Origin of the sequence: Micromonospora kangleipakensis (genome assembly GCF_004217615.1) — a bacterium.
Taxonomy (GTDB): Bacteria; Actinomycetota; Actinomycetes; order Mycobacteriales; family Micromonosporaceae; genus Micromonospora; species Micromonospora kangleipakensis.
In genome coordinates this window covers 2225458-2248175 of sequence record NZ_SHLD01000001.1, presented here as the reverse complement: position 1 = coordinate 2248175, position 22718 = coordinate 2225458, and the positions used below count along the sequence as shown (strand labels likewise).

Annotated in this window: 24 protein-coding genes and 2 tRNA genes; 11 read left to right on the top strand and 15 right to left on the bottom strand. The window is 72.0% G+C overall.

The features are described 5' to 3' along the window. Nucleotides 1–114: 114 nt before the first annotated feature. From EV384_RS10935 to EV384_RS10925, 3 genes are all read right to left on the bottom strand, one after another. Nucleotides 115–723 carry a DinB family protein gene (locus tag EV384_RS10935; protein ID WP_130332581.1) on the bottom strand — a complete coding sequence of 203 codons (609 nt, stop codon included), beginning with the start codon at nucleotides 721–723 and terminating at the stop codon, nucleotides 115–117. 1184 nt (nucleotides 724–1907) lie between these two features. Further along, nucleotides 1908–2594, bottom strand: a complete 687-nt coding sequence (locus tag EV384_RS10930) for a TetR/AcrR family transcriptional regulator (RefSeq protein WP_130332579.1) — start codon at nucleotides 2592–2594, stop codon at nucleotides 1908–1910. A gap of 115 nt (nucleotides 2595–2709) precedes the next feature. Further along, nucleotides 2710–3492 (bottom strand): SDR family oxidoreductase, encoded by a 783-nt coding sequence (locus EV384_RS10925; RefSeq protein ID WP_130332577.1) that lies wholly within the window; start codon nucleotides 3490–3492, stop codon nucleotides 2710–2712. 276 nt (nucleotides 3493–3768) lie between these two features. On the opposite strand from EV384_RS10925, the gene EV384_RS10920 reads away from it, so the two are divergent. Then, the gene (locus EV384_RS10920; protein WP_130332575.1) at nucleotides 3769–3987 is read left to right on the top strand and encodes a hypothetical protein; all 219 of its coding nucleotides are present in this window, start codon (nucleotides 3769–3771) and stop codon (nucleotides 3985–3987) included. A 26-nt stretch (nucleotides 3988–4013) separates the two neighbouring features. On the opposite strand, the gene EV384_RS10915 is transcribed toward EV384_RS10920, so the two are convergent. Continuing rightward, nucleotides 4014–4262, bottom strand: coding sequence for a hypothetical protein (locus EV384_RS10915; RefSeq protein ID WP_130332573.1), 249 nt, complete (start codon nucleotides 4260–4262; stop codon nucleotides 4014–4016). A gap of 46 nt (nucleotides 4263–4308) precedes the next feature. On the opposite strand from EV384_RS10915, the gene EV384_RS10910 reads away from it, so the two are divergent. Next, on the top strand, nucleotides 4309–4875 hold the full coding sequence (locus EV384_RS10910) for a tyrosine-type recombinase/integrase (RefSeq protein WP_130332571.1): 567 nt from the start codon (nucleotides 4309–4311) through the stop codon (nucleotides 4873–4875). A gap of 62 nt (nucleotides 4876–4937) precedes the next feature. On the opposite strand, the gene EV384_RS10905 is transcribed toward EV384_RS10910, so the two are convergent. Continuing rightward, a tRNA-Lys gene (locus tag EV384_RS10905) sits at nucleotides 4938–5013 on the bottom strand. 187 nt (nucleotides 5014–5200) lie between these two features. Between EV384_RS10905 and EV384_RS10900 the strand changes: the two genes are divergently transcribed. Together EV384_RS10900 and EV384_RS10895 are read left to right on the top strand one after the other, a co-directional pair. Further along, complete coding sequence (locus tag EV384_RS10900; protein WP_130332569.1) at nucleotides 5201–6466, top strand: L,D-transpeptidase; 1266 nt, start codon at nucleotides 5201–5203, stop codon at nucleotides 6464–6466. Between the two features lie 223 nt (nucleotides 6467–6689). Continuing rightward, nucleotides 6690–7994, top strand: coding sequence for a L,D-transpeptidase (locus EV384_RS10895; RefSeq protein ID WP_130332567.1), 1305 nt, complete (start codon nucleotides 6690–6692; stop codon nucleotides 7992–7994). 151 nt (nucleotides 7995–8145) lie between these two features. Here EV384_RS10895 and EV384_RS10890 read toward each other — a convergent pair. Both EV384_RS10890 and orn read right to left on the bottom strand, forming a co-directional pair. Further along, nucleotides 8146–8218 (bottom strand) — tRNA-His (locus EV384_RS10890). A 133-nt stretch (nucleotides 8219–8351) separates the two neighbouring features. Further along, nucleotides 8352–8942, bottom strand: a complete 591-nt coding sequence (gene orn / locus EV384_RS10885; protein WP_130332565.1) for an oligoribonuclease — start codon at nucleotides 8940–8942, stop codon at nucleotides 8352–8354. Nucleotides 8943–9117: 175 nt separating this feature from the next. Here orn and EV384_RS10880 point away from each other — a divergent pair, with 175 nt between their 5' ends. Together EV384_RS10880 and EV384_RS10875 are read left to right on the top strand one after the other, a co-directional pair. Continuing rightward, entirely contained in the window at nucleotides 9118–10512 is a 1395-nt protein-coding gene (locus tag EV384_RS10880; protein ID WP_165439916.1) for an RNA-guided endonuclease InsQ/TnpB family protein, read from the top strand. Nucleotides 10513–10521: 9 nt separating this feature from the next. Next, nucleotides 10522–11784, top strand: a complete 1263-nt coding sequence (locus EV384_RS10875; protein ID WP_130332561.1) for a glycosyltransferase 87 family protein — start codon at nucleotides 10522–10524, stop codon at nucleotides 11782–11784. 155 nt (nucleotides 11785–11939) lie between these two features. Here EV384_RS10875 and EV384_RS37210 read toward each other — a convergent pair whose 3' ends face one another. The 4 genes from EV384_RS37210 to EV384_RS10855 all read right to left on the bottom strand — a co-directional run bounded on the left by EV384_RS37210 (nucleotide 11940) and on the right by EV384_RS10855 (nucleotide 16212). Next, complete coding sequence (locus EV384_RS37210; RefSeq protein WP_130332559.1) at nucleotides 11940–12938, bottom strand: hypothetical protein; 999 nt, start codon at nucleotides 12936–12938, stop codon at nucleotides 11940–11942. Between the two features lie 149 nt (nucleotides 12939–13087). Next, entirely contained in the window at nucleotides 13088–13822 is a 735-nt protein-coding gene (locus EV384_RS10865; protein WP_130332557.1) for a YcnI family copper-binding membrane protein, read from the bottom strand. A gap of 18 nt (nucleotides 13823–13840) precedes the next feature. Further along, complete coding sequence (locus EV384_RS10860; protein ID WP_130332555.1) at nucleotides 13841–15523, bottom strand: copper resistance CopC/CopD family protein; 1683 nt, start codon at nucleotides 15521–15523, stop codon at nucleotides 13841–13843. Between the two features lie 44 nt (nucleotides 15524–15567). Continuing rightward, nucleotides 15568–16212, bottom strand: coding sequence for a zf-HC2 domain-containing protein (locus tag EV384_RS10855; protein ID WP_130332553.1), 645 nt, complete (start codon nucleotides 16210–16212; stop codon nucleotides 15568–15570). A 108-nt stretch (nucleotides 16213–16320) separates the two neighbouring features. On the opposite strand from EV384_RS10855, the gene EV384_RS10850 reads away from it, so the two are divergent. Genes EV384_RS10850 through EV384_RS10835 form a run of 4 tightly spaced genes read left to right on the top strand, consistent with a single transcriptional unit; the run spans nucleotide 16321 to nucleotide 19255 of the window. Then, complete coding sequence (locus EV384_RS10850) at nucleotides 16321–16908, top strand: sigma-70 family RNA polymerase sigma factor (protein ID WP_130332551.1); 588 nt, start codon at nucleotides 16321–16323, stop codon at nucleotides 16906–16908. 31 nt (nucleotides 16909–16939) lie between these two features. After that, complete coding sequence (locus tag EV384_RS10845) at nucleotides 16940–17464, top strand: DoxX family protein (RefSeq protein ID WP_130332549.1); 525 nt, start codon at nucleotides 16940–16942, stop codon at nucleotides 17462–17464. Next, nucleotides 17457–18173, top strand: coding sequence for a DsbA family protein (locus EV384_RS10840; protein WP_130332547.1), 717 nt, complete (start codon nucleotides 17457–17459; stop codon nucleotides 18171–18173). The genes EV384_RS10845 and EV384_RS10840 overlap by 8 nt, the downstream gene beginning before the upstream one ends. Further along, entirely contained in the window at nucleotides 18170–19255 is a 1086-nt protein-coding gene (locus tag EV384_RS10835; protein ID WP_242624010.1) for a hypothetical protein, read from the top strand. The genes EV384_RS10840 and EV384_RS10835 overlap by 4 nt, the downstream gene beginning before the upstream one ends. Nucleotides 19256–19380: 125 nt before the next feature. Here EV384_RS10835 and EV384_RS10830 read toward each other — a convergent pair whose 3' ends face one another. Genes EV384_RS10830 through EV384_RS10815 form a run of 4 tightly spaced genes read right to left on the bottom strand, consistent with a single transcriptional unit; the run spans nucleotide 19381 to nucleotide 22083 of the window. Further along, nucleotides 19381–20142, bottom strand: coding sequence for an energy-coupling factor ABC transporter ATP-binding protein (locus EV384_RS10830; protein ID WP_130332545.1), 762 nt, complete (start codon nucleotides 20140–20142; stop codon nucleotides 19381–19383). Then, nucleotides 20139–20909: a cobalt ECF transporter T component CbiQ gene (gene cbiQ, locus EV384_RS10825; protein WP_130332543.1), complete on the bottom strand. Its 771-nt coding sequence runs from the start codon at nucleotides 20907–20909 to the stop codon at nucleotides 20139–20141. The genes EV384_RS10830 and cbiQ overlap by 4 nt, the downstream gene beginning before the upstream one ends. 14 nt (nucleotides 20910–20923) lie before the next feature. Continuing rightward, entirely contained in the window at nucleotides 20924–21367 is a 444-nt protein-coding gene (locus EV384_RS10820) for a PDGLE domain-containing protein (RefSeq protein ID WP_130332541.1), read from the bottom strand. Beyond that, nucleotides 21364–22083: an energy-coupling factor ABC transporter permease gene (locus EV384_RS10815; RefSeq protein ID WP_130332539.1), complete on the bottom strand. Its 720-nt coding sequence runs from the start codon at nucleotides 22081–22083 to the stop codon at nucleotides 21364–21366. Before EV384_RS10815 ends, EV384_RS10820 begins: the two co-directional genes overlap by 4 nt. Before the next feature lie 161 nt (nucleotides 22084–22244). On the opposite strand from EV384_RS10815, the gene bcp reads away from it, so the two are divergent. Next, a complete protein-coding gene (gene bcp / locus EV384_RS10810; RefSeq protein WP_130332537.1) occupies nucleotides 22245–22715 on the top strand; it encodes a thioredoxin-dependent thiol peroxidase in 471 nt (156 codons plus the stop codon). Nucleotides 22716–22718 lie beyond the last annotated feature (3 nt).

The window sequence follows — 22718 nt, the reverse complement described above, 5'->3', positions numbered from 1 at the left end:
CTTCGAGTGGGGGCAGTCGTCGGCATGCTTGGGTGCGGACGGGTCTCGCTAGCAAGATCGTCTCCCAGATTTCTCCCGACGACCATCGTGGCGCAGCAGCTCTACGATGCGGCACTATGCACCATGCGTGTCGGACAGGCCGGCATGACGCGAGCCGCCCGCCCCTTCCTGCGCAGCCCGCTCGATCTTCGCCCGGTACGCCTCGCGGGCCGCCGTGTCGATCTGCTCCTCGTACTCAGGCCTCACCCCGGTGCGGCCATCGAGTTGCTCACGCAGGATGTCGGCGTGTCCGGCATGCCGGGTGGTCTCCTGAAGGACGTGGATCATGATGGCGAACAGCTTGACGTCCGACCGCGACCACCACGGCACGTGGCCGGGCGCGTCGAGGGGAAGCGCTTGAATCGTCGCGTCCGCATGCCCCCAGGCACGCTGATAGAAGTCGATGATCTGTTCGCGGGTCTCGCCCGGGGTCACCCACAGGTCGCTGCCGTCCGCGTCCTGCCATCGCCCCAGCGCATCCGGGGAAGGGCGGCCGAAGACCTCACCGAAATACCAGGCCTCCAACGTCGCCATGTGCTTCACCAGGCCGAGGAGGTTGGTCCCCGTCGCTGTCAGGGGACGCCGGATGTCGTACTCGGACAGGCCGTCGAGCTTCCAGACCAGTGCCTCCCGGATCCCCTTGAGCCGGCCATGCAGGCAGTCCTTCGCGAAATCATCGATCATGGGACACGAGCTTGCCATCCGACAGCGAGCGGAGCTATTCGGGGACCTCACAGCGCCGTGGTTCGTAACTCGCCGACACGAATCCGACGACGATCTGCAGTGCCAGGCCCGAGGTTCAACTTGTGTCCGAAGCCGCGGAGAACCCCATACGACAGGCATTCGGACAGTCTGCTAACCGACGTCACCACCGAGGAGCTTACGAGGGTGGGTCCCAAAGACATGACCACAGAAATCGGCGAACGAGACCTGGGCCCGAAATCCACGCCCAGACGGGGCCCTCACTCGCGCTCAGAGCCAGGCAACGTATCAACACAAATTTGACACGAACGAGCCGAAGATTGGCACCTCCCAAACGCCGCGCACGTCCCGTCTGCCGTCGACCCGTACCGGCGGGTGGAGCGGGTCCCCGCCCCGCGGGCCACGTCAAGCGGACCTTGACAGTCGGGCGGCGGCTGGCCCGCCGGGCGGGGGTCTGCTCGGCTTGCACGGGTCGGTGGCAGACGGGCCCGGCAGTAACGACTCACGGCCCGGCGGCTGCCGACGGATCTTCCGGCCCGGAGCCCGAGCGTCCCCGCCGGAGGCGCAGTAGCCGCAATCACCCCAGGCGCCGGCACTCGACAACGAACGCCGCGCGCGGCGACCAGGCCGCGCGTCCCGGCCGGCTGCCGGCTCCCGATGAAACACAAACCAACGCTCTCGTTCTTCGGCGGTCCCGACTCCGTAGATGCGCCCCAGCCGCGGGCATTGGCGTGCCCGCCGCGTGCGACAGCTAAGCGGCGGGTGCGCGCCCTGGCGGCGGCGCGAGCGGCCCGTTTTCGGGCCGCCTTGAAGACGTACAGAAGCTTTGAACAACCAGCCGGCAGCGGCAACGCCGGCAGCCGGCTGCCAGGCTCCAGTTTGATGCGTGACACGACGGCTCCACATGATGCGTGACGGCTTCCCGCACGATGGGCTGCCGCTGTTACATCGAGTTACTAGTCAGCCGGGCGTCGGGCGGACTCGACAACCCGTCAGAGGCGCGCGGTCAGCGGCAGATCCGCGCACCGCGTGCTGGCATGGTTGACTCAGCGAGACGCCGACCGCCCATTGCAGCCCAAGCCGTCGCCCGCGCGGTCGCTGGCGGACGACTTGCCTAAACACGCCTACTACCGACGCAGGCTAAGAAGGCATTCTGCGTGTCTATCTCAGAGGGGATCGAACCAGGCACGTAGCGTCGCCATGTCGAGCACGACCGAGCCCGTGGGGAGGCCCAGGATCCGCTCGAAGGCCCCGGTGTAGGCGACGACGGTGCGCTCCATGGCCGCCATGTCCACGGCACCGGCCTGGTAGGCGAAGAAGTGGTCCGCGAGGTCATCGTTGAGGTCTTGGATCAGGGTCGCCAGGACCCGGCTGGTCATGGTCGGGTCGGAGACCTCGAACGCGCCCTCGCGCATGCCTTGGGCGATGATGGTCTGGAGCAGGCGTGTGAGCCGGTCGATGATCCCCACGCGGGCCTTCTGGCGAACCCTGACGTTGCCGTCGGAGTACCAGACCCGCAGTGTGTGTACGAGCATGTCGCGCTGCTGGTCCTTGCGGGCTGCCAGTTCTGCGAAAACCTCACGCAACTTGTCCAGTGCGGACAGGTCGGGATCACTCACGATCGGCTCAAGGACCGACGCCAGGGCCTGCCCGAACCGGTCGACCACGGCTGAAAGCAACTCCTGCTTCGATCCGTAGTAGTGGTAGAAGGCGCCTCTGGACGCGCCCGCCTCGTTCAGCACGTCTTGGATGCTCATCTGCTCGTAACCTTTGGTTTCGATCAGTTGCTGAGCAGCGTCCAGGAACTCGTCACGGCGGCGAGCATGGGCCGCCTCGTCTACCGTTCGCGGCATCCGACCACGACCGCAGTGTTTGTCACCACAGGTTTCACCTTCCTTGCATTCCTTCCCACCTGCCCGGTGGCGGCGCCGCCGCGGCGGCTTCCGGCGCCGTCGACTAGCGGTACGGTTAGCCGAGAACGCCGTCGGAGGCGATACGGGCGTGCAAGTAGTCGGCGAACGTTACCGTGCCGCGGTCACCATCGGTGAGCAGGTGGCCGCCAACGCCGAGCGCGGCGCCCAGCCTGCCCCACAGCGGAAGCCCGATGATCGGGCGGCGGCGCGAAACAGCGACCAGATACGAGCGCATCAGGTCGGCCATGGACTCGACCCTCGGACCGCCGAGCTCGGGAACACGGCCGGCCGCAGGCCCTGTGACAAGCTCCGTCATCCGTTCCGCGACCTCGCCCACGTCAACCGGTTGGAGCAGCGACCTCCGCGCGACCACTGCAACCGGGCCCTTGGAGAGCCGCATCAAGTACATCAGCATCAGATCATGGAACTGCGTGGCCCGCAGGACCGTCCACGGCACCCCGGAGTCTTCGACGAGGCGTTCGGCGTCCAGCTTGGCCTGGTAAAACGCGAACGGTATCCGGTCCACCCCGACGATCGAGACATACACCAGGTGCGGCCGCGCACCGCGTACCGCGTCGAGCAGCTGCCGGGTCTGCGTCACGTCACGCTGCGGCCGCCAGTAGTCGGCCGCGCTCGCACAGTGGGCGATCACATCCACACCTTCCACCGCTGCGGCCAGGCCCTCGCCCGTTTCAAGATCGCCCCGGACGAAGCCAGGCCCCTGGGGTGGACGACGGCTCAACACCCGCACCTCGGCCCGATCCTGTAGCCGACGGACCAGCTCGCGCCCCAGCACACCGGTACCACCAGTGACGAGCACCCGTTCTGGACGTGTCATAGCTCCTTCTTTCCGCTGGCGCTGCTCAAGGGCGAGGCATTCGTCCGGAATGCCTCGCCCTTGAGCCTGCGGCGGTGTGGGATCCCGAGCACGTTGAGGAACGACTTCGTGACCACTTCAACCGTCGGTCGAACCGATGGGTCGAGTCCCTACGCAAGCCATAATTTCTCCGCAATCGAAGCTATCCGGTCGAGATGGCATTCGAGTCCCCTCACCCGCCCGTGCTCGCTCATCGGCTAGAAAGCGGATAGGCCAGCCCTCTCCGGGCGCCCCGCGATGACCGCCCGGCGGGACATCTGGCTGGTCTCCGACGGCCGGCTCTGGCGGGTACGCGGCCGCGTCGGCGGTGACGGAGGCCAGGAGGTCTCGTACGACTTCCCGGACGAAGCATCCGCCCGGTCAATGGTCGACCGGATGATGAAGACCTCGTCCGGCACCTGGCGCGACCTCACGGAGGCGGTCCGGCAGGAGGCCAACCGCAGGCAGACTCACTAACCATGCCGGCCGCTGGCCGGTAGCGCTCAGCGGCAGGCGTCTGCCCTGACGTGCACACCGCACCACTCCGGCAGATCGGCTGCCCACACCCGCCAGCCGCCGGCGTCTCGCCGGGTCTCGAATCGCCAGGGGTGGGCGGTGCCGCTCAAGCTGGTCGGCCCGTTCCACCAGATCGGCCGGACTTGCGCGGTCACCGTCGCGCGGTCATCGCCCTGGTCCTCGACGTCGATCGGTCCCACCGTCTCGAGCTTCGACGGAGCCTTGGCGCGTTCCATCTCGCCGCGGTACTGACGCCACTGCCGAAGCAGCTCGTCGTGACGCCTGGCGACCAGTACCCGCGACAGCCCGAGCTGCTCGCCGCTACTCGGCCTCCGCCGGGGAGAAGCACTCGGGCTCCGATGGGAAGACGTCGACCTGGTCGAGGGCATCATCTTCGTCCGGCAGACGCTTCAACGTCTCGGCGGCCAGCTCGTCTTCGGCCCGGTCAAGTCCGACGAGTCCGAGCGGATCATCGCCCTGCCAGTTCCCTGTCTGACCGCGCTCCGACAACACCGGGTCGCCCAAGACGCTGAACGCAAGATCGCCGGGAAGGACTGGAAGGACTCCGGGTTGATCTTCACCACCGGCATTGGCACTCCGATCGAACCCCGCAACCTCAACCGTCACTTTGGCCGCCTCCTGGACCGAGCAGGCCTACGCAGGATCAGGTCCCATGATCTACGCCACTCCTGCGCCACACTCCTCTACGAGCAGGGCGTGCCCATCGAGAAGATCCAGGACATCCTGGGCCACAGTTCCCCGACCATCACCAAGCTCATCTACGTTGAGGTCACCCGGCAGTCCCAGCGGTCGTCCGTGGACAAGCTCGGCTTTCTCTTCGACGCCTGACGTTGGGGTCGAGAAAAGGGGTCAGGCCCGGTCCATGAGGACCGGGCCTGATGTGTTCCTGCTGGTGCGCCGCCAGGGACTCGAACCCCGAACCCGCGGATTAAGAGTCCGCTGCTCTGCCAGTTGAGCTAGCGGCGCTCGCTGGCAACGGAGAAGACATTAGCACGGCCTCCGACCCGGGCTCCAATCCGATCCCCGGCTCCCCTCTTCGGTCGAGCTTAAGGAGCAAACCATCACAAGCTGCCCGGGCCGCCGAGCGAGGGGACCGAGGTGACGGCGCTCATGGGGCACGATGTCCGCCAGGCATGCGAGAACAGAGGTGGGGATGGGCAGGTTCGCGCGGAGCGGGGCGATGGTGGGCGCCCTGGTCCTCACGGCGTCGCTGGCACTGACCGGGTGCAACGACGACCAGAAGAAGCCGGCGTTCGTCAGCGGCGGTCAGCCGGCCAGCGTCTCGGCGGCCGAGGGAGACTCAAGCGGCGAGGCCTCGCCGCAGCCGGTCGCCGCGGCGCTAAAGGTGAGTCCGGCCGACGGGGCGGACGGCCGACCGGTCAGCACCGAAATCAGCGCCAAGATCCCGGGCGGGGGGAAGGTGTCGAAGGTCGTGCTCACGGCCACGAACGGCGCGACGGTCGAGGGTCGGCTGCGCCGCGACGGCTCGTCGTGGGTGCCGTCCACCCCGCTGAAGTACGCCACCCGGTACACCGCGACCGTCTCCGGAACGGGTACGGACGGTCAGACCCACGAGGGCACCAGTACCTTCACCACGATGGCCAAGCCGAAGGCGATGATCGGCTCGGGCCTGTACATGTTCGACGGCAAGACCTACGGGGTCGGCATGCCGGTGGTGGCCGAGTTCTCCCCGGGCATCCCGAAGAAGGACCGCGCGGCCGTGCAGAAGCGGATGTTCGTCCGCACCGACCCGCCGCAGCCGGGCGCGTGGCACTGGCTCTACAACGGCACCCAGGCGTACTACCGGGCGCCGGAGTACTGGAAGCCGGGCACCACGATCTCCGTACGGCTGGCCCTGGCCGGCATCCCGCTGAGCAATGGCCGCTACGGCAACGTCGACCGGACCGCGACCGCCAAGATCGGCCGCGCCTTCGAGATGAAGGTCGACAACGCCAGCAAGAAGATGAGCGTGTACCAGAACGGCGCGCTGATCCGCACCGTGCCGGTGAGCCTCGGCAAGAAGGACACCCCCTCCTCCAGCGGCACCATGGTGGTGATGGAGAAGAAGGAGTCGACGGTCTTCGACACCCGGGACGAGCCGGACCCGGACAACCAGTACGTCACGAAGATCGACTTCGCCCAGCGGATCACCTGGGGTGGCGAGTACATCCACGCCGCTCCCTGGTCCGAAGGGGTGCAGGGCCGGGTGAACGTCTCGCACGGCTGCGTGAACGTCTCCATGGCGAACGGCAAGTGGCTCTTCGACCGGACCCTGGTCGGTGACCCGATCACGGTCCGCGGGACAACCCGGAAGCTGGTACCGGGCAACGGTTGGACGGCGTGGAGCATGAGCTGGTCGGAGTTCGTCGCGGGGAGCGCGCTCCCGGTGCCGGAGGGCGGTGCGGGCCCGGCCTTCTGAACGGGGATACCGTTGCCCGGCAGATCCGTCGGGCAACGGTCCGTGACGAAGAATGCGCCTGCCGCCGCCGTCGATGGAGACGAGCCTCACTCGCGAAGCGCCATAGCATACCAAATCGGTACATCATGGTCGGGGTGTTCCGGTTCACTAGCGGGAACGGGTACCTGTATTCCTGCGTCAGTAGGGGACGATGGCACCCGGGGACCATGACTGTGAGGGAATCATGCGAGCTAGCCAGGACGAGCTGATCCGGCGCGGGGCCGCCGGGCGCGGCGGTCGGCGCCGGGGGTTCGCGGCGCTGGTGCTCGCCGCCGCCATGGCGCTGACCTCCGCCTGCACGAGCGACGGCGGCAAGCCGTCGAGCTGGCAGGGCGGCGGGGAGAGCAAGCCGAAGGCGGCGGCCACCATCACCGAGCCGCAGGCCGACGCCGCCGACGTGCCGGCCTCCACCGCCATCACCTTCACCACGAAGGACGCCCAGGAGACCACCGTCGAGCTCACGGACTCGGCCGGCAAGACCGTCGAGGGCGAGCTCTCCGCGGACGGGAAGAGCTGGCTCCCCGACGGCGCCCTGGAGTACGGCGAGAAGTACACGGCGACGGTGACCGCGACCGGTGACGACGGCAAGCCGGCGACCGCGACCAGCACCTTCACCACCATGGCCCGGCCCGCCAAGCAGATCCGGGTGAGCAGCTTCCTCGGCGACAACCAGGTGGTCGGCGTGGCCATGCCGCTGATCATCCGGTTCAGTCGGGCCATCCCCGAGGACTACCGGGACGACATCCAGCGCCGGATGACGGTGACCGCGAAGCCGGCCCAGGAGGGCGTCTGGCACTGGGTCAGCCCCACCGAGGTCCGCTACCGGCCGAAGATGTTCTGGCAGGCCAACACCACGGTGTCGTACCGGGTGCAGGCGGGTGGCCTGCCCCTTGGCGACGGCTGGTACGGCCGCTCGGACCTCGCCGTGGACGTAAAGATCGGCCCGTCGTTCGTGATGACCGTCGAAAACCGCACCAAGCGGATGACGGTCACCAAGGACGGCAAGGTGATCAAGACGATCCTGGTCAGCCTGGGCAAGAAGACCACCCCGTCGTCCAGCGGCACCATGGTAGTGATCGAGAAGCTCCGCAAGACGGTCTTCGACACCATGGAGGAGCTGGGGCCCGAGGAGGGCTACCGCACGAAGATCGACTACGCCCAGCGGTTGACCTGGGGCGGCGAGTTCATCCACGCGGCGCCCTGGTCCGAGGGGCAGCAGGGCTCGGTGAACGTCTCGCACGGCTGTGTGAACGTCTCGATGGCCGACGGCGCCTGGCTCTTCGCCAACACCCGGATGGGCGACCCGATCACGGTCAAGGGCACCGAGCGGCGGCTCCAGAACGGCAACGGCTGGACCGACTGGAACCTGAGCTGGGACGAGTACATCAAGGGCAGCGCCCTCCCGTACGAGCCGCCGGCGCAGCCGGCCGACGAGGTCAGCGCCGAGCCCGGCACGGGGGACGACCCGAGCACCGAGCCGACGCCCTGACCGAGCACGCCTGACCGGGCAAGGATCAACCGGAGCCCTCTCCCCCACGGGAGGGGGCTCCGCCATTTCCCGGACGCCGGGCACGGCGGCTGCGGGGCACGGCGGCAGAGTGACGGAAGCCCCCTCCCGAGGGAGGGGGCTTCCGTAACCGGGTGACTGATGGGAATTGAACCCACGACAACCGGGACCACAACCCGGTGCTCTGCCAACTGAGCTACAGCCACCATGCTCTCCGCGCCGGTCGACCCGGGCGGGGCGCGGACTAATAATAGCCACACCCGTGCCGGCCGCGTCCACCGGGTTCCGGCCCGACCGCCGGAAGCGCCCCGCGCGCCGGGGCCGCCGGGGGCGGACCGGTCAGAGCTGGGCGGCGACGGCCTTGGCGCTCTCCACGTCCGGCCCCGGCAGCGGTACGAAGATCGTCCGCCGGTAGTACTCCAGCTCGCGGATGCTCTCCCGGATGTCGGCGAGGGCCCGGTGGGCCAGCCCCTTCTGCGGCTGCCCGAAGTACACCCGCGGGTACCAGCGCCGGCAGAGCTCCTTGATCGAGGAGACGTCGATCATGCGGTAGTGCAGGTGGGCGTCGAGGCGCGGCATGTCCCGGGCGATGAAGCCCCGGTCGGTGGCGATCGAGTTGCCGCAGAGCGGCGCGTTGCGCTGGTCCTTCACGTGCGTGGTGACGTAGTCGAGCACCATGTCCTCGGCCTCGGCCAGGGTGACGGCGGAGCGCCTGACCTCCTCGGTCAGCCCGGACTTGCCGTGCATCGTGCGGACGATCTCCGGCATCCCGTCCAGTGCCGCCTCGTCGGCGTGGATGACCACGTCGACGCCCTCACCCAGCACGTTCAGGTCGGGGTCGGTGACGAGCGCCGCGACCTCGATCAGCGCGTCGCGCCCGAGGTCCAGCCCGGTCATCTCACAGTCGATCCAGACGAGAAGATCAGCCACCGCACTAGACTACGCGCAGCCCATCTGCCCGCGCCTCGGCACCGTGGCCGGAACGGACCGCTCGTGCGGCGTCCGCCAACGTTGGCAGGGCTGGTCGGGGTTTGAGGAAAGTGTCGTACGGGTGGTGTTGGCCACGGTTCGTGCCTCGCCATCGGGTCCCGCCGGCCCGCGCGTCGTGCATCGCACCGCATGCGTCGCGTTGCGGGTGACGCCCGGCCAGCGACGGCCGCGCTTCGGGCTGCTGCGCTCGGCCGGTGATGTGTGGCCGTGTGTGCTGGAGGCCAACGCGTGGCGGCGCCGCCGCCACGACGCGCCGCTGGTCGCCTATCAACAGCTGTGCCGGGAGTTGGCCGCATCCGGGCCGGGCACGTTCGCCGAACTGGACACCACCGGCGCCCGGTCGGTGTTGCGCCGGTTCTCCGATGCGTGGTTCGCGGCGGCGAAACGCCGCAGCGCCGGTGACCTGTCGGCGCGGTTCCCCCGTCGCCGGCGAGGGCTGGTGTCGGTGCGCTGGTATCACGGCACGTTCACGGTCGACGGGTGCCGGGTGCGGATCCCGACCGCCAGAGGCACGTCGCCGTTGTGGGTGCGTCTGGCGCGGGAGGTGCCGTATCCGGCCGAACAGGTCCGCTCGGTCACCCTGCTGTGTGAGGGCGGGCGTCTGTTCCTCGCCGTGACCGCCGAGGTGCCGGTGACCGTCTACCCGCCCGGCGAGGAGCCGGACCCGGCCCGGGTGGCCGGGGTGGACCTGGGGATCATCCACCCGTACGCGGTGGCCGGCCCGGACGGCGAAGGGTTGCTGGTGTCCGGGCGGGCGATCCGCGCCGAGCACCGCATGCACCTGGCCGACACCAAATCCCGCCGCCGTGCCGTCGCCCACAGGGCGCCGAAGCCTGGCCAGAAGGGATCCCGGCGGTGGCGGCAGTACCGCCGCCGGACACGCCTGGTGGAGGGCCGGCACCGGCGCAGGGTCCGTCAGGCCCAGCACGAAGCCGCCCGCACGGTCGTCTCCTGGGCGGTGCGGCAGCGGGTCGGTGTGCTGCACGTCGGTGACCCCCGCGGGGTGCTCGCTATTCCTGCTGGGCGGCACAACCTGCGGCTGCGGCAGTGGCAGATCGGCCGGCTCCTGCAGGTCCTCACCGACAAGGCCACCCTCGCCGGGATCACCGTTCGGCTGGTCGACGAACGCGGCACCTCGTCGACCTGCCCCGCCTGCCGCGGGCGGGTGCCGAAGCCTCGTGGGCGGACCTTGTCCTGCCCGCACTGCGCATTCTCCGGGCACCGCGACCTGGTCGCGGCCGCCAGCATCGCCACCCGTGTTCCGGGCGGCGGATCCACCACCCCGGCAGCCGTTGTGCTGCCGCAGGTGGTCACGCACCGTCGAGCCGGCCGGCACCTGCCCGGTGCCGGCCGGTCCCGACGTGACCCCCGCCGCCCACCCCTGGCGGCGCGAGGGTCAGTTGGCCCGCGGTGGCCCACCCCACCTATCGGTGGGGAGTCGCTCGCCCAACAGGCGAGGATCCGCGACACCTACCGGACACCCGGTGAACGTCAGTGGAAACCGCACTAGGGTTTCTCCGTGCCAGCCGAACCCGTCGCGCCGCCCGCCGTCACCGAGGACGACCCGGGCGGTCGCACGGTCCGCCGGCTCGTCACGGTGGTAGCGCTCGCGGCGGTGCTGCCGGCGCTGTACCTGCCGGGGCTGGTGCACGACTTCTTCGACCTGAAGATCTACATGCGGGCGATGGACTGGTGGGCGGCCGGCCATCCGCTCTACGACTACGTCCAGCCGGACCGGGTGCAGGGCGCGCTCTACTTCACCTACCCGCCGTTGAGCGCGTTGCTGCTGCGGCCGTTCGCGCTGCTGCCGCTCGGCGCAACGGTGGCGATCTTCACGATCCTCACCGGGATCGGCGTGATGGTGACGACGCGCTGGCTGGTGCTGCCGGTCGTGGAGCGGCACCACCTGCCGCGGCTGTTCAGCCTCACGGTCGCCGTCCTGCTGATCTTCGCCGTGGAGAGCACCCGGGAGACGATCACCTTCGGTCAGATCAACATGCTGCTGGTGGTGCTGATCCTGGCCGACCTGCTGTTCGCCGTACCGCAGGGGCGGCGCTGGGCCGGCGTGGGCGTGGGGCTGGCGACGGCGCTGAAGCTCTTCCCGGGCATCTTCATCCTCTACCTGCTGGCCACCCGGCGCTGGCGGGCGGCGGCGGTGGCCGCCGCGACCGCGACGGTTGCCACCCTGCTGGCGGCGGCGGTCGCGCCGGCCGACTCGTGGCGGTTCTGGACCCACGAGCTCTGGGCGACCGACCGGGTGGGGCGCACCGACTACACCGGCAACCAATCGCTCTTCGGCCTGCTCAGCCGGATCACCGCGCCGGAGAAGCCGAGCCAGATCCCGTGGCTGCTGCTGGTCGTTGTGGTCGCCGGGTACGGGCTGTGGCGGGCCGCCCGCGCCGCCCGGGCCGGCGACGCGCTCGCCGGCCTTACCCTGACCGGGCTGGTCGGCGGGCTGGTCAGCCCGATCACCTGGACCCACCACCTGTATTGGTTCATCCCGGCGGTGGTGGTGCTGGTCGGCGCCGCCCTGGACATGGACCGGGGCACGGCCGAGGGGGTCCGGCAGCGCCGCTGGCTGCTCACCCTGGCGATCGGCACCGCGTTCGTGATCATCTACGGGGTGGTGTCCTTCCAGGACTGGGGCGTCGCCCCGGCGCGGACCGACAACCTCGGCGAGTTCGTCGCCCGCAACGCGTATGTGCTGCTCAGCCTGCTGTTGTTGGTGGTGCTGCCGGCTCGGCCCACGCGTCGGTCCGCCGCATCGCCGGCTGCACGCTGAAACTTGCACCAAATGGACAGGACGTACCGACCGGCCGTGTTCGGCGTTAATCTGGTCCCAACTACCTCAAGTTTCTCTTAGGTAGCACCGATCCCCCGGTGACGGTGGCCCTCCGCGTCGGCAGCGCGGAGGGCCATCCGTCGTTCCGGCGGCCCTCAGCCGGCGGCGCCGGGGGCCTTGGGTGGCGCCGGCCGGCCCGGGCGGTCCGCCGGAACCGGGCGTTCCGTCTGCTCGGTGGCGGGCGGCCAGGACCAGGTCGTCGTCATGCCCGGACTGGCCGGCGAGTCGGCGAGGGTCTCCGGCCGGCGGGCGGGGACCGGGCCGATCGCGGCCCGGGAGCGCCCGGCGTGGGCCGGGCCGACCGAGACCAGTTGCCGGTCGGCCAACGGCGGTCGCCCCTCGGCGGTCTTCTGCGCGCCTAGGCCGCTGAGCGAGGTCACGCCGAGCCGGCCGGCGAGCACCGGGACCTGGTCCGGCTCGACCACGAAGACCACCTCGCGCGGGCGGACCGGGCGCAGCAGCAGCGCCACGGCCAGCACCACCAGCAGGATCCCGCCGGCGAGCAGCCCCCACATCGCGCCCGGGAACCACCCCGCGCGCAGCTCGGCGCGCACCTCCAGGGCGAGGTCGGCCCGGCCGTCGGGGCGCATCACCACCAGGCTCAGCGACCGACCGGCCAGCTCGCCGGGGCCCCACTCCAGCGCGCCGATCCCCTCGCGTACCCAGAAGTCCTGGTCGAGCGGGGCGGCGGCGACGGTGCCGGCGGCGGCCGGTCCGGCCGGGTCGAGCCGGACCGGCAGCGGACCCCGGGCCAGCGCGACCCGGCCGACGGTGGCGTGCGGGACGGGGTCGAGCCAACGCCGCACCTGGTCGCTGGGCGCCAGGCCGAGGAAGGCCGGGCCGTCGGCGGTCCGGGCGGTCAGCCGGAGCCGGGCCTGCCCGGTCCGGACGAACGGCGCCTCGGCGCGCAGCAGACCGTCCACGTCGGTGACCACGATCGCCTGGCCGGGGGTGCGGGCCGTCTCGAGGCGGGCGGCGAAGCCACCGTCGGGCTCGGCGTGCCGGGCGACGGTCCAGAGGCCCCCGCCGGCCAGGAGCGCCGGAATTCCCATGGTCAACAGCAGCATGCCGGCGATCGTTCGCACGAATCGCATTCGCGTCGTCCCCCTCGGTAGCCAACTACCCGGCCGACCTTACCGACGCGAACCGCACAATCACCGGATATCCACGGCAAGCATCCCAGGGACCGCAGAAAGGCCGGTGGCCCGCCGGAAGATCCGACGGGCCACCACAACGACGCGGCTCAGGCCTTGGGCGTGGGCTCCCGTCGGGTCCGCAGGAAGGCCAGGCCACCCAGGATCAGACCGGCCAACCCGGCCACCAGACCGGCGACGCCGAGCGCGGTGCCGGCGCCGTCGGAGTCGTCGTCGGAGTCGTCGTCACCGGCCGGGGCGGCCGCGCCCGCGCTTCCGCTCGGCGCTGCGGACGGCGAGGCGGCGGTCAGGGTGAGCACCGGGGCCGGGTTCTCCGGCTCCTCCCCGCCCGGCGTCGGCTCCTCGATCCAGCGGGCGACGTTGCCGTCCGAGTAGGTCTGGAGCACCTTGAACACCATCCGGTCGACCTGCGGCAGCGGGCCCATCGAGACCGGGAACTCCTGGAACTCGCCCGGCTTGACCCCGGCGTTCGCCGCGGCCGTCCAGGTCAGCTTGGCGACGGCCTCGGTGAGCTGGCTGCCGTGCACGTCGATCGGCGGGTCGACCTTGCGCTTCTCCACCGCCACCGTCCAGCCCGGCACCGGCATGGTGGAGACCGAGCCGACCGGGGCGTTCTCCGGCAGCGTCACCTCGACCTTCGTGGTCGAGGCGGTGTCGCTCTCGTTCGGCACCCGGAACGCGAACCGGCCGTAGCCGCCCTGGGGCGCCTCCTTCGGGTTGACCGTGACGTGCGCCGAGGCGGGCCCGGCGAGGCCGAGCACGGCGGTGGCGACGGCGGTGAGCGCGAGCGCGGCGGCGGTTACGGGACGCCGGAGACGGATCATGTGTCTGAGAGCCTTCCGTTACTTGATCGGCACGGTGGCGGTCACCGTGGCCTGGTCGATCTCGGTCGTGCGAACGGTGATGCGGAGCTGCCACTCCCCTGCGGCCGGGAGGTTGATCTCCCCGGTCGTGTGGTTGTCGGTCAGCGGCAGCAGCGGGATCTCGATCGGCTCGATCCCCGCCGACGGCAGGGCGGCGGTCGCCTTCCACTCCTGCACCGGCTGCGGCCGGTTGTCCTTCGTGTACGCGTAGAGGTGTACGGAGTTGTTGCCCCGCTCGGCCGGGTCCAGCTCCACCTGGACCGAGGCGACCGGACTGGACAGGGTGGTGGAGAAGTAGCCGGTGGGCGTACCGGCCACGTCGGTGGCGGCGGTCCGGGCCGGGGTGGTCTGCACCAGGGTCGCCGAGACGCCGAGCACCACCGCCGTGATCGCCAGCTCCACCCAGATCACCCGGCGCATCCGCCCCGGGCGCTGCGCCGCGGTCCGCCGCCGCACCAGCGAGCGGGAGTACGCCGCCACCCCGACCACCAGCGCGAACAGCAGGATCTTGGCGAGCAGCAGCCGCCCGTACGTGGTGTCCACCAGGGCCTTCGGGGTGGCCACCTCGATCAGCCCCTGCACGGTGCCGGCGAGCAGCAGCGCCGCCACGGCGAGGGCCGCCCAGCGGGACCAGATAGGCAGGATCGCCCCGAGCTCGCGTTCGTCGGCCCGGGGCAGCAGGAAGACCGCGAGCATCACCAGGCCGCCCAGCCAGACCGCCATGCTGCCCAGGTGCACCGCGTCCACCACCACGGAGACGGCCGGCGCGGGCGAGGCGGCCGGGTGGCCGGCCAGCGGCCAGGTGAACAGCGCCGCCCCGCCGAGGACGGCCAGGATGATGCCGTCGGTCCGGCCGACCGGCCCGGCGAAGAGCGGCCGGAGCAGGAACGCCGCCGCGGCGAGCAGCCCCAGCCGGACCAGGTGGGCGGTGCCGAAGGCGCTGCCCAGCACGTCGCCCAGGCCCGAACCGGTCACGTCGAAGAGCCCGCCACCCGCCGTGTACGGCACCTGCAGCCACAGGTCGGCGACGGTGGCCAGGACCAGCAGACCCAGCCCCGCCCAGGCCAGCCGGGCCGGTCCGCGCCGGGGCAGCCGACGCGGCCAGAGCGCGGCCAGCACCAGCGCCGGGCCGACCAGCAGCAGCAGCCCCGCGTAGCCGAGGTACTTCGCCACCTTCACCGCGGTCCCCACCACCGGGTCGGCGCGGTTGTCCGAGCCGGTGTCGACGGGCGGCGGCGACGGCGCGCCCACCGAGTAGGTGAACGCTCCGGAGACCGGGTGGCTGTCGGCGGAGATCACCCGGTAGCTCACCAGGTAGGTGCCCCGGGCGCCGGAGGGGTCGACCGGGATCGTCACCACCGCGCCGGAGAAGGACGGCTCACCCCGGTCGGCCCGGGAGCCGTCCGGCGCGATGACCCGGATCTTGCCGGGCACCTTGCGGACCCCCTCGCTGAAGGTCAGCGCCACCTCGGCGGGCCCGCTCGGCACCACCGCCGAGGCCGCCGGGCTGCTGCTGACCAGCACGGCGTGGGCGCTCGCCGGGGTGGCCGGGGCGAGCAGCAGGACGACGAGGGCAACCAGCAGACCGGCGGCGGCACCCACCCGGGCGGCCCATCGACGGTCGGCGACGGCCTTGGGCCGGCGGCGTACGGCAGCAGTCATGACCATCATGCTCGCCGACCGGGCCCGTGCGCGGCGACCCGGCCTCACCCGCGCCCCGGCGCGAGCGAGGTGGGCAGCCGGCGTTGCGGCTCCCCGCTGACCCGGCCCAACGCCCAGAGCAGGCCCGCCTGCACCACGGCGGACAGGTGGCCCAGCTCGTGCACCAGCGCCGTGCTCGACCGGGCGACGTCCACCGCGCTGGTGCCGGCCAGGCAGGCCGCGAGCACCAGCGCCACCGGCAGGAACGCCCGGGCCCGCTCCGGCCGCCAGGCGGCCAGCGCGAACCCGACCGCGAGGGCCGCGTCGAAGGAGGCCATCTCGCGGCTGGTGTGCGGGTCGGCCTCCACACCGAAGCCGGCGAGCAGGATCGGCAGCGCGATGGCGAGCTGCGCCACCGCCGCCACCGCCACGGCCACCCGCAGCACCTGGCGCCGGGCCCGCACGGTGGCGGCGGCGTCGTCCCGCGCCGCGGCCCGGTCCGCCGCGACCGCGGCCAGCACGGGGGCGGTCAGATCGGGTACGTCGACCGCCTGGAGCCGGGTGAGCCGGGTCACCCGTTCGGCGCGCGCCAGCCAGGAGCGGCACCCGGGGCAGGCGTCGGTGTGCGCCTCCAGCGCCGCCGCCGGCGCCTGCGGGTCCTCGCCGTCCAGCCGCGCCGACAGCGCCACGCGTACGTCGTCGCAGTTCATAAGGAGGTAGTCGGGGGCGGGGCCGGAAAAGTTCCCGACGTGGCCCGAGCCATAGAAAGGGCCGAAGGGCCCTGCCCCACCCAGGTACGCCGCGTAACCTCGTCTGTCGTGATCCCCGCCCCGCGCGACACCACCGCCGGCCGCCCCGAGGCGCCCGGCGAGGCCGCGCGGGACGCGGCGACGGAGTGGGCGCTGGCCGCCCGGGAGGGCGACCGGGTCGCGCAGGCCGCCTTCGTCCGGGCCACCCAGGCCGAGGTGTGGCGGTTCGCCGCCGCGCTGGTCGACGCGGACAGCGCCGACGACCTCACCCAGGAGACGTACCTGCGGGCGTTCCGCGCGCTGCCCGGGTTCGAGGGCCGCTCCAGCGCGCGTACCTGGCTGCTGGGCATCGCCCGCCGCGCCTGCGCCGACCACCTGCGTACCGTGGTGCGCCGCCGCCGGCTCGACGAACGGCTCGCCGCGCACGCCCACACCGACCGGCCGTACCCCGACCCGGCCGGGCACCTCGGCGCCACCGACCTGGTCCGCCGCCTCCCCGCCGACCGGCGCGAGGCTTTCGTGCTCACCCAGCTGCTCGGCCTGTCGTACGCCGAGGCCGCCGCCGTGGCGGGAGTGCCGGTGGGCACCATCCGTTCCCGCGTCGCCCGGGCCCGCTGCGACCTGGTCGAGGCCGTCGGCGACGCGCTCGCCGGATGACGCGGAACTTTCCTCGGATCCGGGACGACAAATGACCGTGACCGCACCGAGCACCCGGGCCGCCCGCTGGCCCGCCGTCCGACCCTGGCTCGGCACCGCCGCCCGACTCGGGCTGGCCGCCGTCTGGCTGATCGCCGGCGGCGCGAAGGTCGACGACCTGGCCGCCTCCGGCCGGGCCGTCAACGCCTACCAGGTCATGCCATACGACGCGGCGACCGTGATCGGCGCCGCGCTGCCCTTCGTGGAGCTGGCACTCGGCGTGCTGCTGCTGATCGGGCTGGCCACCCGACTGGCCGCCGGGATCTCCGCGGCGCTGCTGGTGGTCTTCATCACCGGCATCGCCTCGGCCTGGAGCCGCGGCCTGGCCATCGACTGCGGGTGCTTCGGCAGCGGCGGCCAGCTCGCCGCCGGGCGGGCCCCGAGCTACCTCCCGGAGATCCTCCGGGACCTGGGATTCCTGGCGCTGGCCGGATTCCTGCTGATCTGGCCCCGCACCCCCGTCTCGGTCGACGGCTGGCTGGCGGGCGAACCTCCCGTGGAGGACGAGGATGAGTAGTCGCAAGGACCGCAAGGACGCGGCCCGGGTGGTCCGCGAGCAGATCGCCCGGGAGAAGCGACGCCGGCGGACGCTCTGGACGTCGATCGCCGCCGTGGCGGTGCTGGTGATCGCCGGCCTGATCGGCTGGTCGGTCTTCCGGAGCCAGCAGTCCGACACCTTCACCGCCCCGCCCGGCGCCAACGACGCGGGCACCGGCGTCGTCCTCGGCAGCGGGCCGGTCACCATCGACCTCTACGAGGACTACCTCTGCCCGGCCTGCAAGCAGTTCCAGCAGACCAGCGGCCCGACGATCGACCAGCTGATCAGCGAGGGCAAGGCCAAGGTGGTCTTCCACCCGGTGGCCTTCCTGAACCGCTTCTCCACCACCGAGTACTCCACCCGCTCGTCGGCCGCCGCCGGCTGCGCCGCCAAGGGCGGGAAGTTCAAGGAGTTCACCGACGCGCTCTTCGCCAGGCAGCCGGCCGAGGGCAGCGCCGGGCTCAGCAACGACGAGCTGATCGACATCGGCGCGGGCGTCGGGCTGAACCGCGACGACTTCGGCTCCTGCGTGAAGGACGGCACGTACAAGCCGTGGACGGAGCACGTCACCGACGAGGCGAGCAAGGCCGGGGTCACCGGCACCCCGACCATCAAGGTCAACGGTAGGGACGTCGAGGATCGCTCCCCGGAGGGGATCACCGCGGCGGTGGCGGCGGCCGGCAAGTGATCCTCGTACGGCTGCGGCGGGCGGCGGTGGTCGTCATGGCCGCGCTCGCCGCCCTCCTCGCCCTGGCCGCGCCGGCCGCCGCGCACGGCGCGGACGCCCCCGACGGCACGGACTACCGGGCTGCGGCCACCGCGCTCGCCCCCGCCCGGCCCGGGCTCACCGTCCGGGTCGTCGAGGCGGGCGCCCGGCTGGAACTGATCAACCGCACCGGGCGGGACGTCGAGGTGCTCGGCTACTCCGGCGAGCCGTACCTGCGGGTGGGACCGGGCGGGGTGTACGAGAACAGCCGCTCCCCGGCCACGTACCTCAACCGGACCATCGCCGGCGACACCAGCCTCCCGCCCGAGGCCGACCCGGCCGCCACCCCGACCTGGCAGCGGGTCGACCGGGGGCAGTCGGTGCGCTGGCACGACCAGCGGGCGCTCTGGCTCGAGTCGTCGCCGCCCGCGCAGGTGAGGGCCGACCCGGGGCGCCCGCATCGGGTCCGGGACTGGGTGGTCCCGCTGCGCGACGGCGACCAGACCGTCGAGGTCCGCGGCACCCTGGACTGGGTGCCGCCGCCGGACGCGTACCCCTGGTGGGTCGCCACCACCCTCGCTTTCCTCGCCATCGCGGCGGCCGGGCTCGCGCCGGCCGGCACCGCCACCGGCGTACGGGCGCTGCGCGCGGTGGGCGCCCTGCTCGCCCTCGGCGGGCTGGCCACGGTGGCGTTCACCGTCGGCCGGGAACTGGACGCCGGAGCCGACGGGCTCGGCGGGATTCTGCTCGGCCTGGTCAACGGCCAGATCTGGACGCTGCTCACCGGGCTCGGCGCCGTCGCCGCCGGCGGGTACGCGCTGGCCCGCCGGGAGGCCGCCGACTTCGCGCTCGCCCTCGCCGGGGCGTGCCTGACGATCTTCGCCGGCTTCGCCAACGTCGCCGTCCTCTCCCGCTCCGTGGTGCCGGTGGTGTGGCCGGCCACCGCGGCCCGGGTGCTCGTGGTGCTCATCCTCGCCACCGGCGCCGGCGCGCTCGGCGCCGGCATCCTCCGCCTGCACGCCGCCGCCCGCCACGCCCGCACCCCCACCCCCGTCCCCCGCTGACCGATCCCCTCCCCTCCCGCTGCGGCGATCTTGCACTTGGGGCCCACGACATGCGGCTTACGTCCCCGATATCCGGGCACAAAGTGCAAGATCGCGGGAAGGAGACGGGGCAGGGGCGGGCGGGGTCAGGAGGGGCGGGGGGTGAAGCCGTAGGGGAGTTCCAGGCGGTGGCGGGCTAGGAGGGGCTCGTTGGTGAGGAGGTCGATGGTGGGGGCGTCGGCGACGATGCGGCCGGCGTCCAGGATCACCGAGCGGTCGCAGAGCTCCGCCGCGTACGGCAGGTCGTGGGTGACCATCAGGAGGGTCACCGGGAGGGCCCGCAGGATCTCCGCCAGCTCCCGCCGGGCGGCCGGATCGAGGTTGGACGACGGCTCGTCGAGGACCAGGATCTCCGGGCGCATGGCGAGCACGGTGGCCACCGCCACCCGGCGGCGCTGACCGAAGGAGAGGTGGTGCGGCGCCCGGTCCCGGTGCTCGCTCATCCCGACCGCGGCGAGCGCCTCGTCGACCCGGGCGGCCAGCTCCGCCCCGCGCAGCCCCAGGTTGGCCGGGCCGAACGCGACGTCCTCGGCGACCGTGGGCAGGAAGAGCTGGTCGTCCGGGTCCTGGAAGACGATGCCCACCCGGCGGCGGATCTCGGCGAGGGTGTCCCGGTCCCGGCTGACCGTGAGCCCGCCGACGCTGACCGTCCCCTCGGTCGCGGTGAGGATGCCGTTGAGGTGCAGCACCAGGGTGGTCTTGCCGGCGCCGTTCGGGCCGAGCAGCGCCACCCGGTCCCCGCGCGGCACGGTCAGGTCGACCCCGTGCAGGGCGACGTGACCGTCCGGATACGCGTACCGGACGCCGCGCGCGTCCAGGGAGGGAGCCGTCTGCACGTACCCGATCATGTCAGCACGACCGCGGCGGCGGCGATCGCGGCGGCCGCCAGCGGCACCGTCGCGGCGGCCGCCCACTGGCCGGCGGTGGCGGCGCCGGCGCCCTGCCAGACCGCCGGCATCCGGCCCGAGTAGCCGCGCGACACCATGGCCAGGTAGACCCGCTCGCCGCGCTCGAACGCACGCAGGAACAGCGCGCCGATCCCGGCGGCGAAGCCGCGCAGCTGCCAGAGGAAGCGCGGGTCGTCGCCCCGGGAGACCCGGGCCACCCGCATCCGCCGGGCTTCGCCGACCAGCACGTCCAGGTAGCGCAGCATGAAGGTGGCGATCTGGGTGAGGACCTGCGGGCAGCGCAGCCGGTCCAGGCCGACGATCAGGTCCCGCGTCGTCGTGGTCGCGGCGAGCAGGAGCGACGCCAGTACGCCCAGCGTCCCCTTGGCCAGGATGTTCCAGCCGCCCAGCAGGCCGTCCACGGAGAGGCTCAGCCCGGCCACCTCGACCCGCTCCCCCGTCCCGAGGAACGGCAGCGCGAACGCGAAGAGCACGAACGGCAGCTCGATCAGCGCCCGGCCGAGCAGCCAGCGCGGGCCCACCCGGGCCAGCGCCGCCACACCGGCGACCAGCAGCGCGTACCCGCCGAAGGCCCAGTACGCCTCGCGGGGCGTGGCGACCACGGCGATGGTGAAGAGCACCATCGCGGCGATCTTCACCTCGGGCGGGAGGCGGTGCACCGGGGAGGTGGACTCGCGGTAGAGCACGTGCGCGTGTCCCGCGCCCATGTCGACGTACCCCCTCAGCCGGCGCGGGCCGCGCGCTGCCCGGCGTCGGCCGGGTCGGAGTCGCCGGCCGGATCGTCGCCCGACGCTCCGGCGCCGGCGGAGTCCGACCCGGCGGAAGCCGCGGGGGCGTGCCGGCGGGCCAGCCAGAAGAGGCCGCCGCCGAGGGCGAAGGTGAGCAGCACGCCCAGCACGCCGGAGAGGCCGGTGGAGAGGAACCGGTTGTCCACGCCCCGGATGCCGTAGTCGGCCAGCGGGCTGTCGGCGAGCTCGTGGTCCCTCGTTCGCTGGGCCGGGCAGCTGCCGCCGGTGATCTCGCCGTCGGCGTTCACCGTGCAGCCCTTGAGCAGGGACGAGTCCAGCCCGTCCGGGTGCGCCGAGGCGTAGTTGCTGACCACCCCGGCGAGCAGCAGGACGACCAGCAGGCCGCCGAGGACGAAGCCCCAGTTGCGCTTCCTCACCGGGCACCCCCGGCGACCGGGACGGCGGCGGCCGGCGCGGCCGGCTTCAGGGCGCGCAGCGCGTACACCAGGTCGGGGCGGACCTTCGCGACGGTGACCACCGTGGTGGCGGTGATCAGGCCCTCGCCGACGCCGATCAGCAGGTGGACGCCGGCCATCGTGCCGGCCAGCCCGGCGAGGTTGCCGCCCAGATCGGTGGTGCCACCCAGCCAGTACTGCAGGACGAAGCCCTGACTGGCGACGAGCACGCTGACCAGGCCCGACACGAACGCGGTGACACCGAGCCCGGCCGGGGTACGCGGCAGCACCCGCAGCAGCAGCGCGATCAGCAGGTACGCCGCAACGGTGCCGAGGATCGCCATGTTGGTGATGTTGAGGCCGAGCATGGCCACCCCGCCGTCGCCGAAGACCAGCGCCTGCACGACCAGGACCACGGCCACGCAGAGCGCGCCCACCCACGGGCCGACCAGCAGCGCGGCGAGCGCGCCACCGAGCAGGTGACCGCTCACCCCGGCGGTGAAGATCGGGAAGTTGAGCATCTGCACGGCGAAGATGAACGCGGCCACCAGGCCCGCCATCGGGGCCAGCCGATCGTCCAGGTCGCGGCGGGCGCGCAGCACGCAGAGGGTGAGCACGGCGAACGCGAAGGCGGCGAAGACCGCGGCGACGGGACCGTCGATGATCCCGTTCGAGATGTGCATCGCCAGGGTTTCCACTCGACCTCCCAGGGCGCGGCGGGCGGGCCCACACCGACGGGCTCAGCTTATTTGCGCCGACTCTTTGTTGCCAATATCTTGCAACAAGCCATGGTGTTGATCACGGTCGGCCGCGCGTCGCCACCGTCGGCCGGTCGCACGACGGCGGTATCGTCTGCGCCATGACCGACCGCCTCAATCCCGGCGACCCCGCGCCCGAGTTCACCCTCCCCACCGACACCGGCGGGACGCTCTCCCTGGCCGACCTCCGTGGCCGCAAGGTCATCCTGTACGCCTACCCGGCCGCCATGACCCCCGGCTGCACCAAGCAGGCCTGCGACTTCCGCGACTCGCTCGCCTCCCTCCAGACCGCCGGCTACGAGGTGGTCGGCATCTCCCCCGACAAGCCGGAGAAGCTGGCCAAGTTCCGGGAGCGCGACGCCATCACCTTCCCGCTGGTCGCCGACACCGACAAGGCGGTGCTGACCGCGTACGGCGCGTACGGCGAGAAGCAGATGTACGGCAAGACCGTCACCGGCGTGATCCGCTCGACCTTCGTCATCGACGAGGACGGGAAGATCGAGCGCGCGTTCTACAACGTCAAGGCCACGGGGCACGTCGCCAAGCTCCGCCGGGACCTCGGGCTGGACTGATCC

What these genes read in the sequence shown, in the direction of transcription:
- EV384_RS10935 (WP_130332581.1), bottom strand. Translation starts at nt 723, where the DNA reads ATGATCGATGATTTCGCGAAGGACTGCCTGCATGGCCGGCTCAAGGGG.
- EV384_RS10930 (WP_130332579.1), bottom strand. Translation starts at nt 2,594, where the DNA reads ATGCCGCGAACGGTAGACGAGGCGGCCCATGCTCGCCGCCGTGACGAG.
- EV384_RS10925 (WP_130332577.1), bottom strand. Translation starts at nt 3,492, where the DNA reads ATGACACGTCCAGAACGGGTGCTCGTCACTGGTGGTACCGGTGTGCTG.
- EV384_RS10920 (WP_130332575.1), top strand. Translation starts at nt 3,769, where the DNA reads ATGACCGCCCGGCGGGACATCTGGCTGGTCTCCGACGGCCGGCTCTGG.
- EV384_RS10915 (WP_130332573.1), bottom strand. Translation starts at nt 4,262, where the DNA reads ATGGAACGCGCCAAGGCTCCGTCGAAGCTCGAGACGGTGGGACCGATC.
- EV384_RS10900 (WP_130332569.1), top strand. Translation starts at nt 5,201, where the DNA reads ATGGGCAGGTTCGCGCGGAGCGGGGCGATGGTGGGCGCCCTGGTCCTC.
- EV384_RS10895 (WP_130332567.1), top strand. Translation starts at nt 6,690, where the DNA reads ATGCGAGCTAGCCAGGACGAGCTGATCCGGCGCGGGGCCGCCGGGCGC.
- EV384_RS37210 (WP_130332559.1), bottom strand. Translation starts at nt 12,938, where the DNA reads ATGCGATTCGTGCGAACGATCGCCGGCATGCTGCTGTTGACCATGGGA.
- EV384_RS10865 (WP_130332557.1), bottom strand. Translation starts at nt 13,822, where the DNA reads ATGATCCGTCTCCGGCGTCCCGTAACCGCCGCCGCGCTCGCGCTCACC.
- EV384_RS10860 (WP_130332555.1), bottom strand. Translation starts at nt 15,523, where the DNA reads ATGACTGCTGCCGTACGCCGCCGGCCCAAGGCCGTCGCCGACCGTCGA.
- EV384_RS10855 (WP_130332553.1), bottom strand. Translation starts at nt 16,212, where the DNA reads ATGAACTGCGACGACGTACGCGTGGCGCTGTCGGCGCGGCTGGACGGC.
- EV384_RS10845 (WP_130332549.1), top strand. Translation starts at nt 16,940, where the DNA reads ATGACCGTGACCGCACCGAGCACCCGGGCCGCCCGCTGGCCCGCCGTC.
- EV384_RS10840 (WP_130332547.1), top strand. Translation starts at nt 17,457, where the DNA reads ATGAGTAGTCGCAAGGACCGCAAGGACGCGGCCCGGGTGGTCCGCGAG.
- EV384_RS10830 (WP_130332545.1), bottom strand. Translation starts at nt 20,142, where the DNA reads ATGATCGGGTACGTGCAGACGGCTCCCTCCCTGGACGCGCGCGGCGTC.
- cbiQ (WP_130332543.1), bottom strand. Translation starts at nt 20,909, where the DNA reads ATGGGCGCGGGACACGCGCACGTGCTCTACCGCGAGTCCACCTCCCCG.
- bcp (WP_130332537.1), top strand. Translation starts at nt 22,245, where the DNA reads ATGACCGACCGCCTCAATCCCGGCGACCCCGCGCCCGAGTTCACCCTC.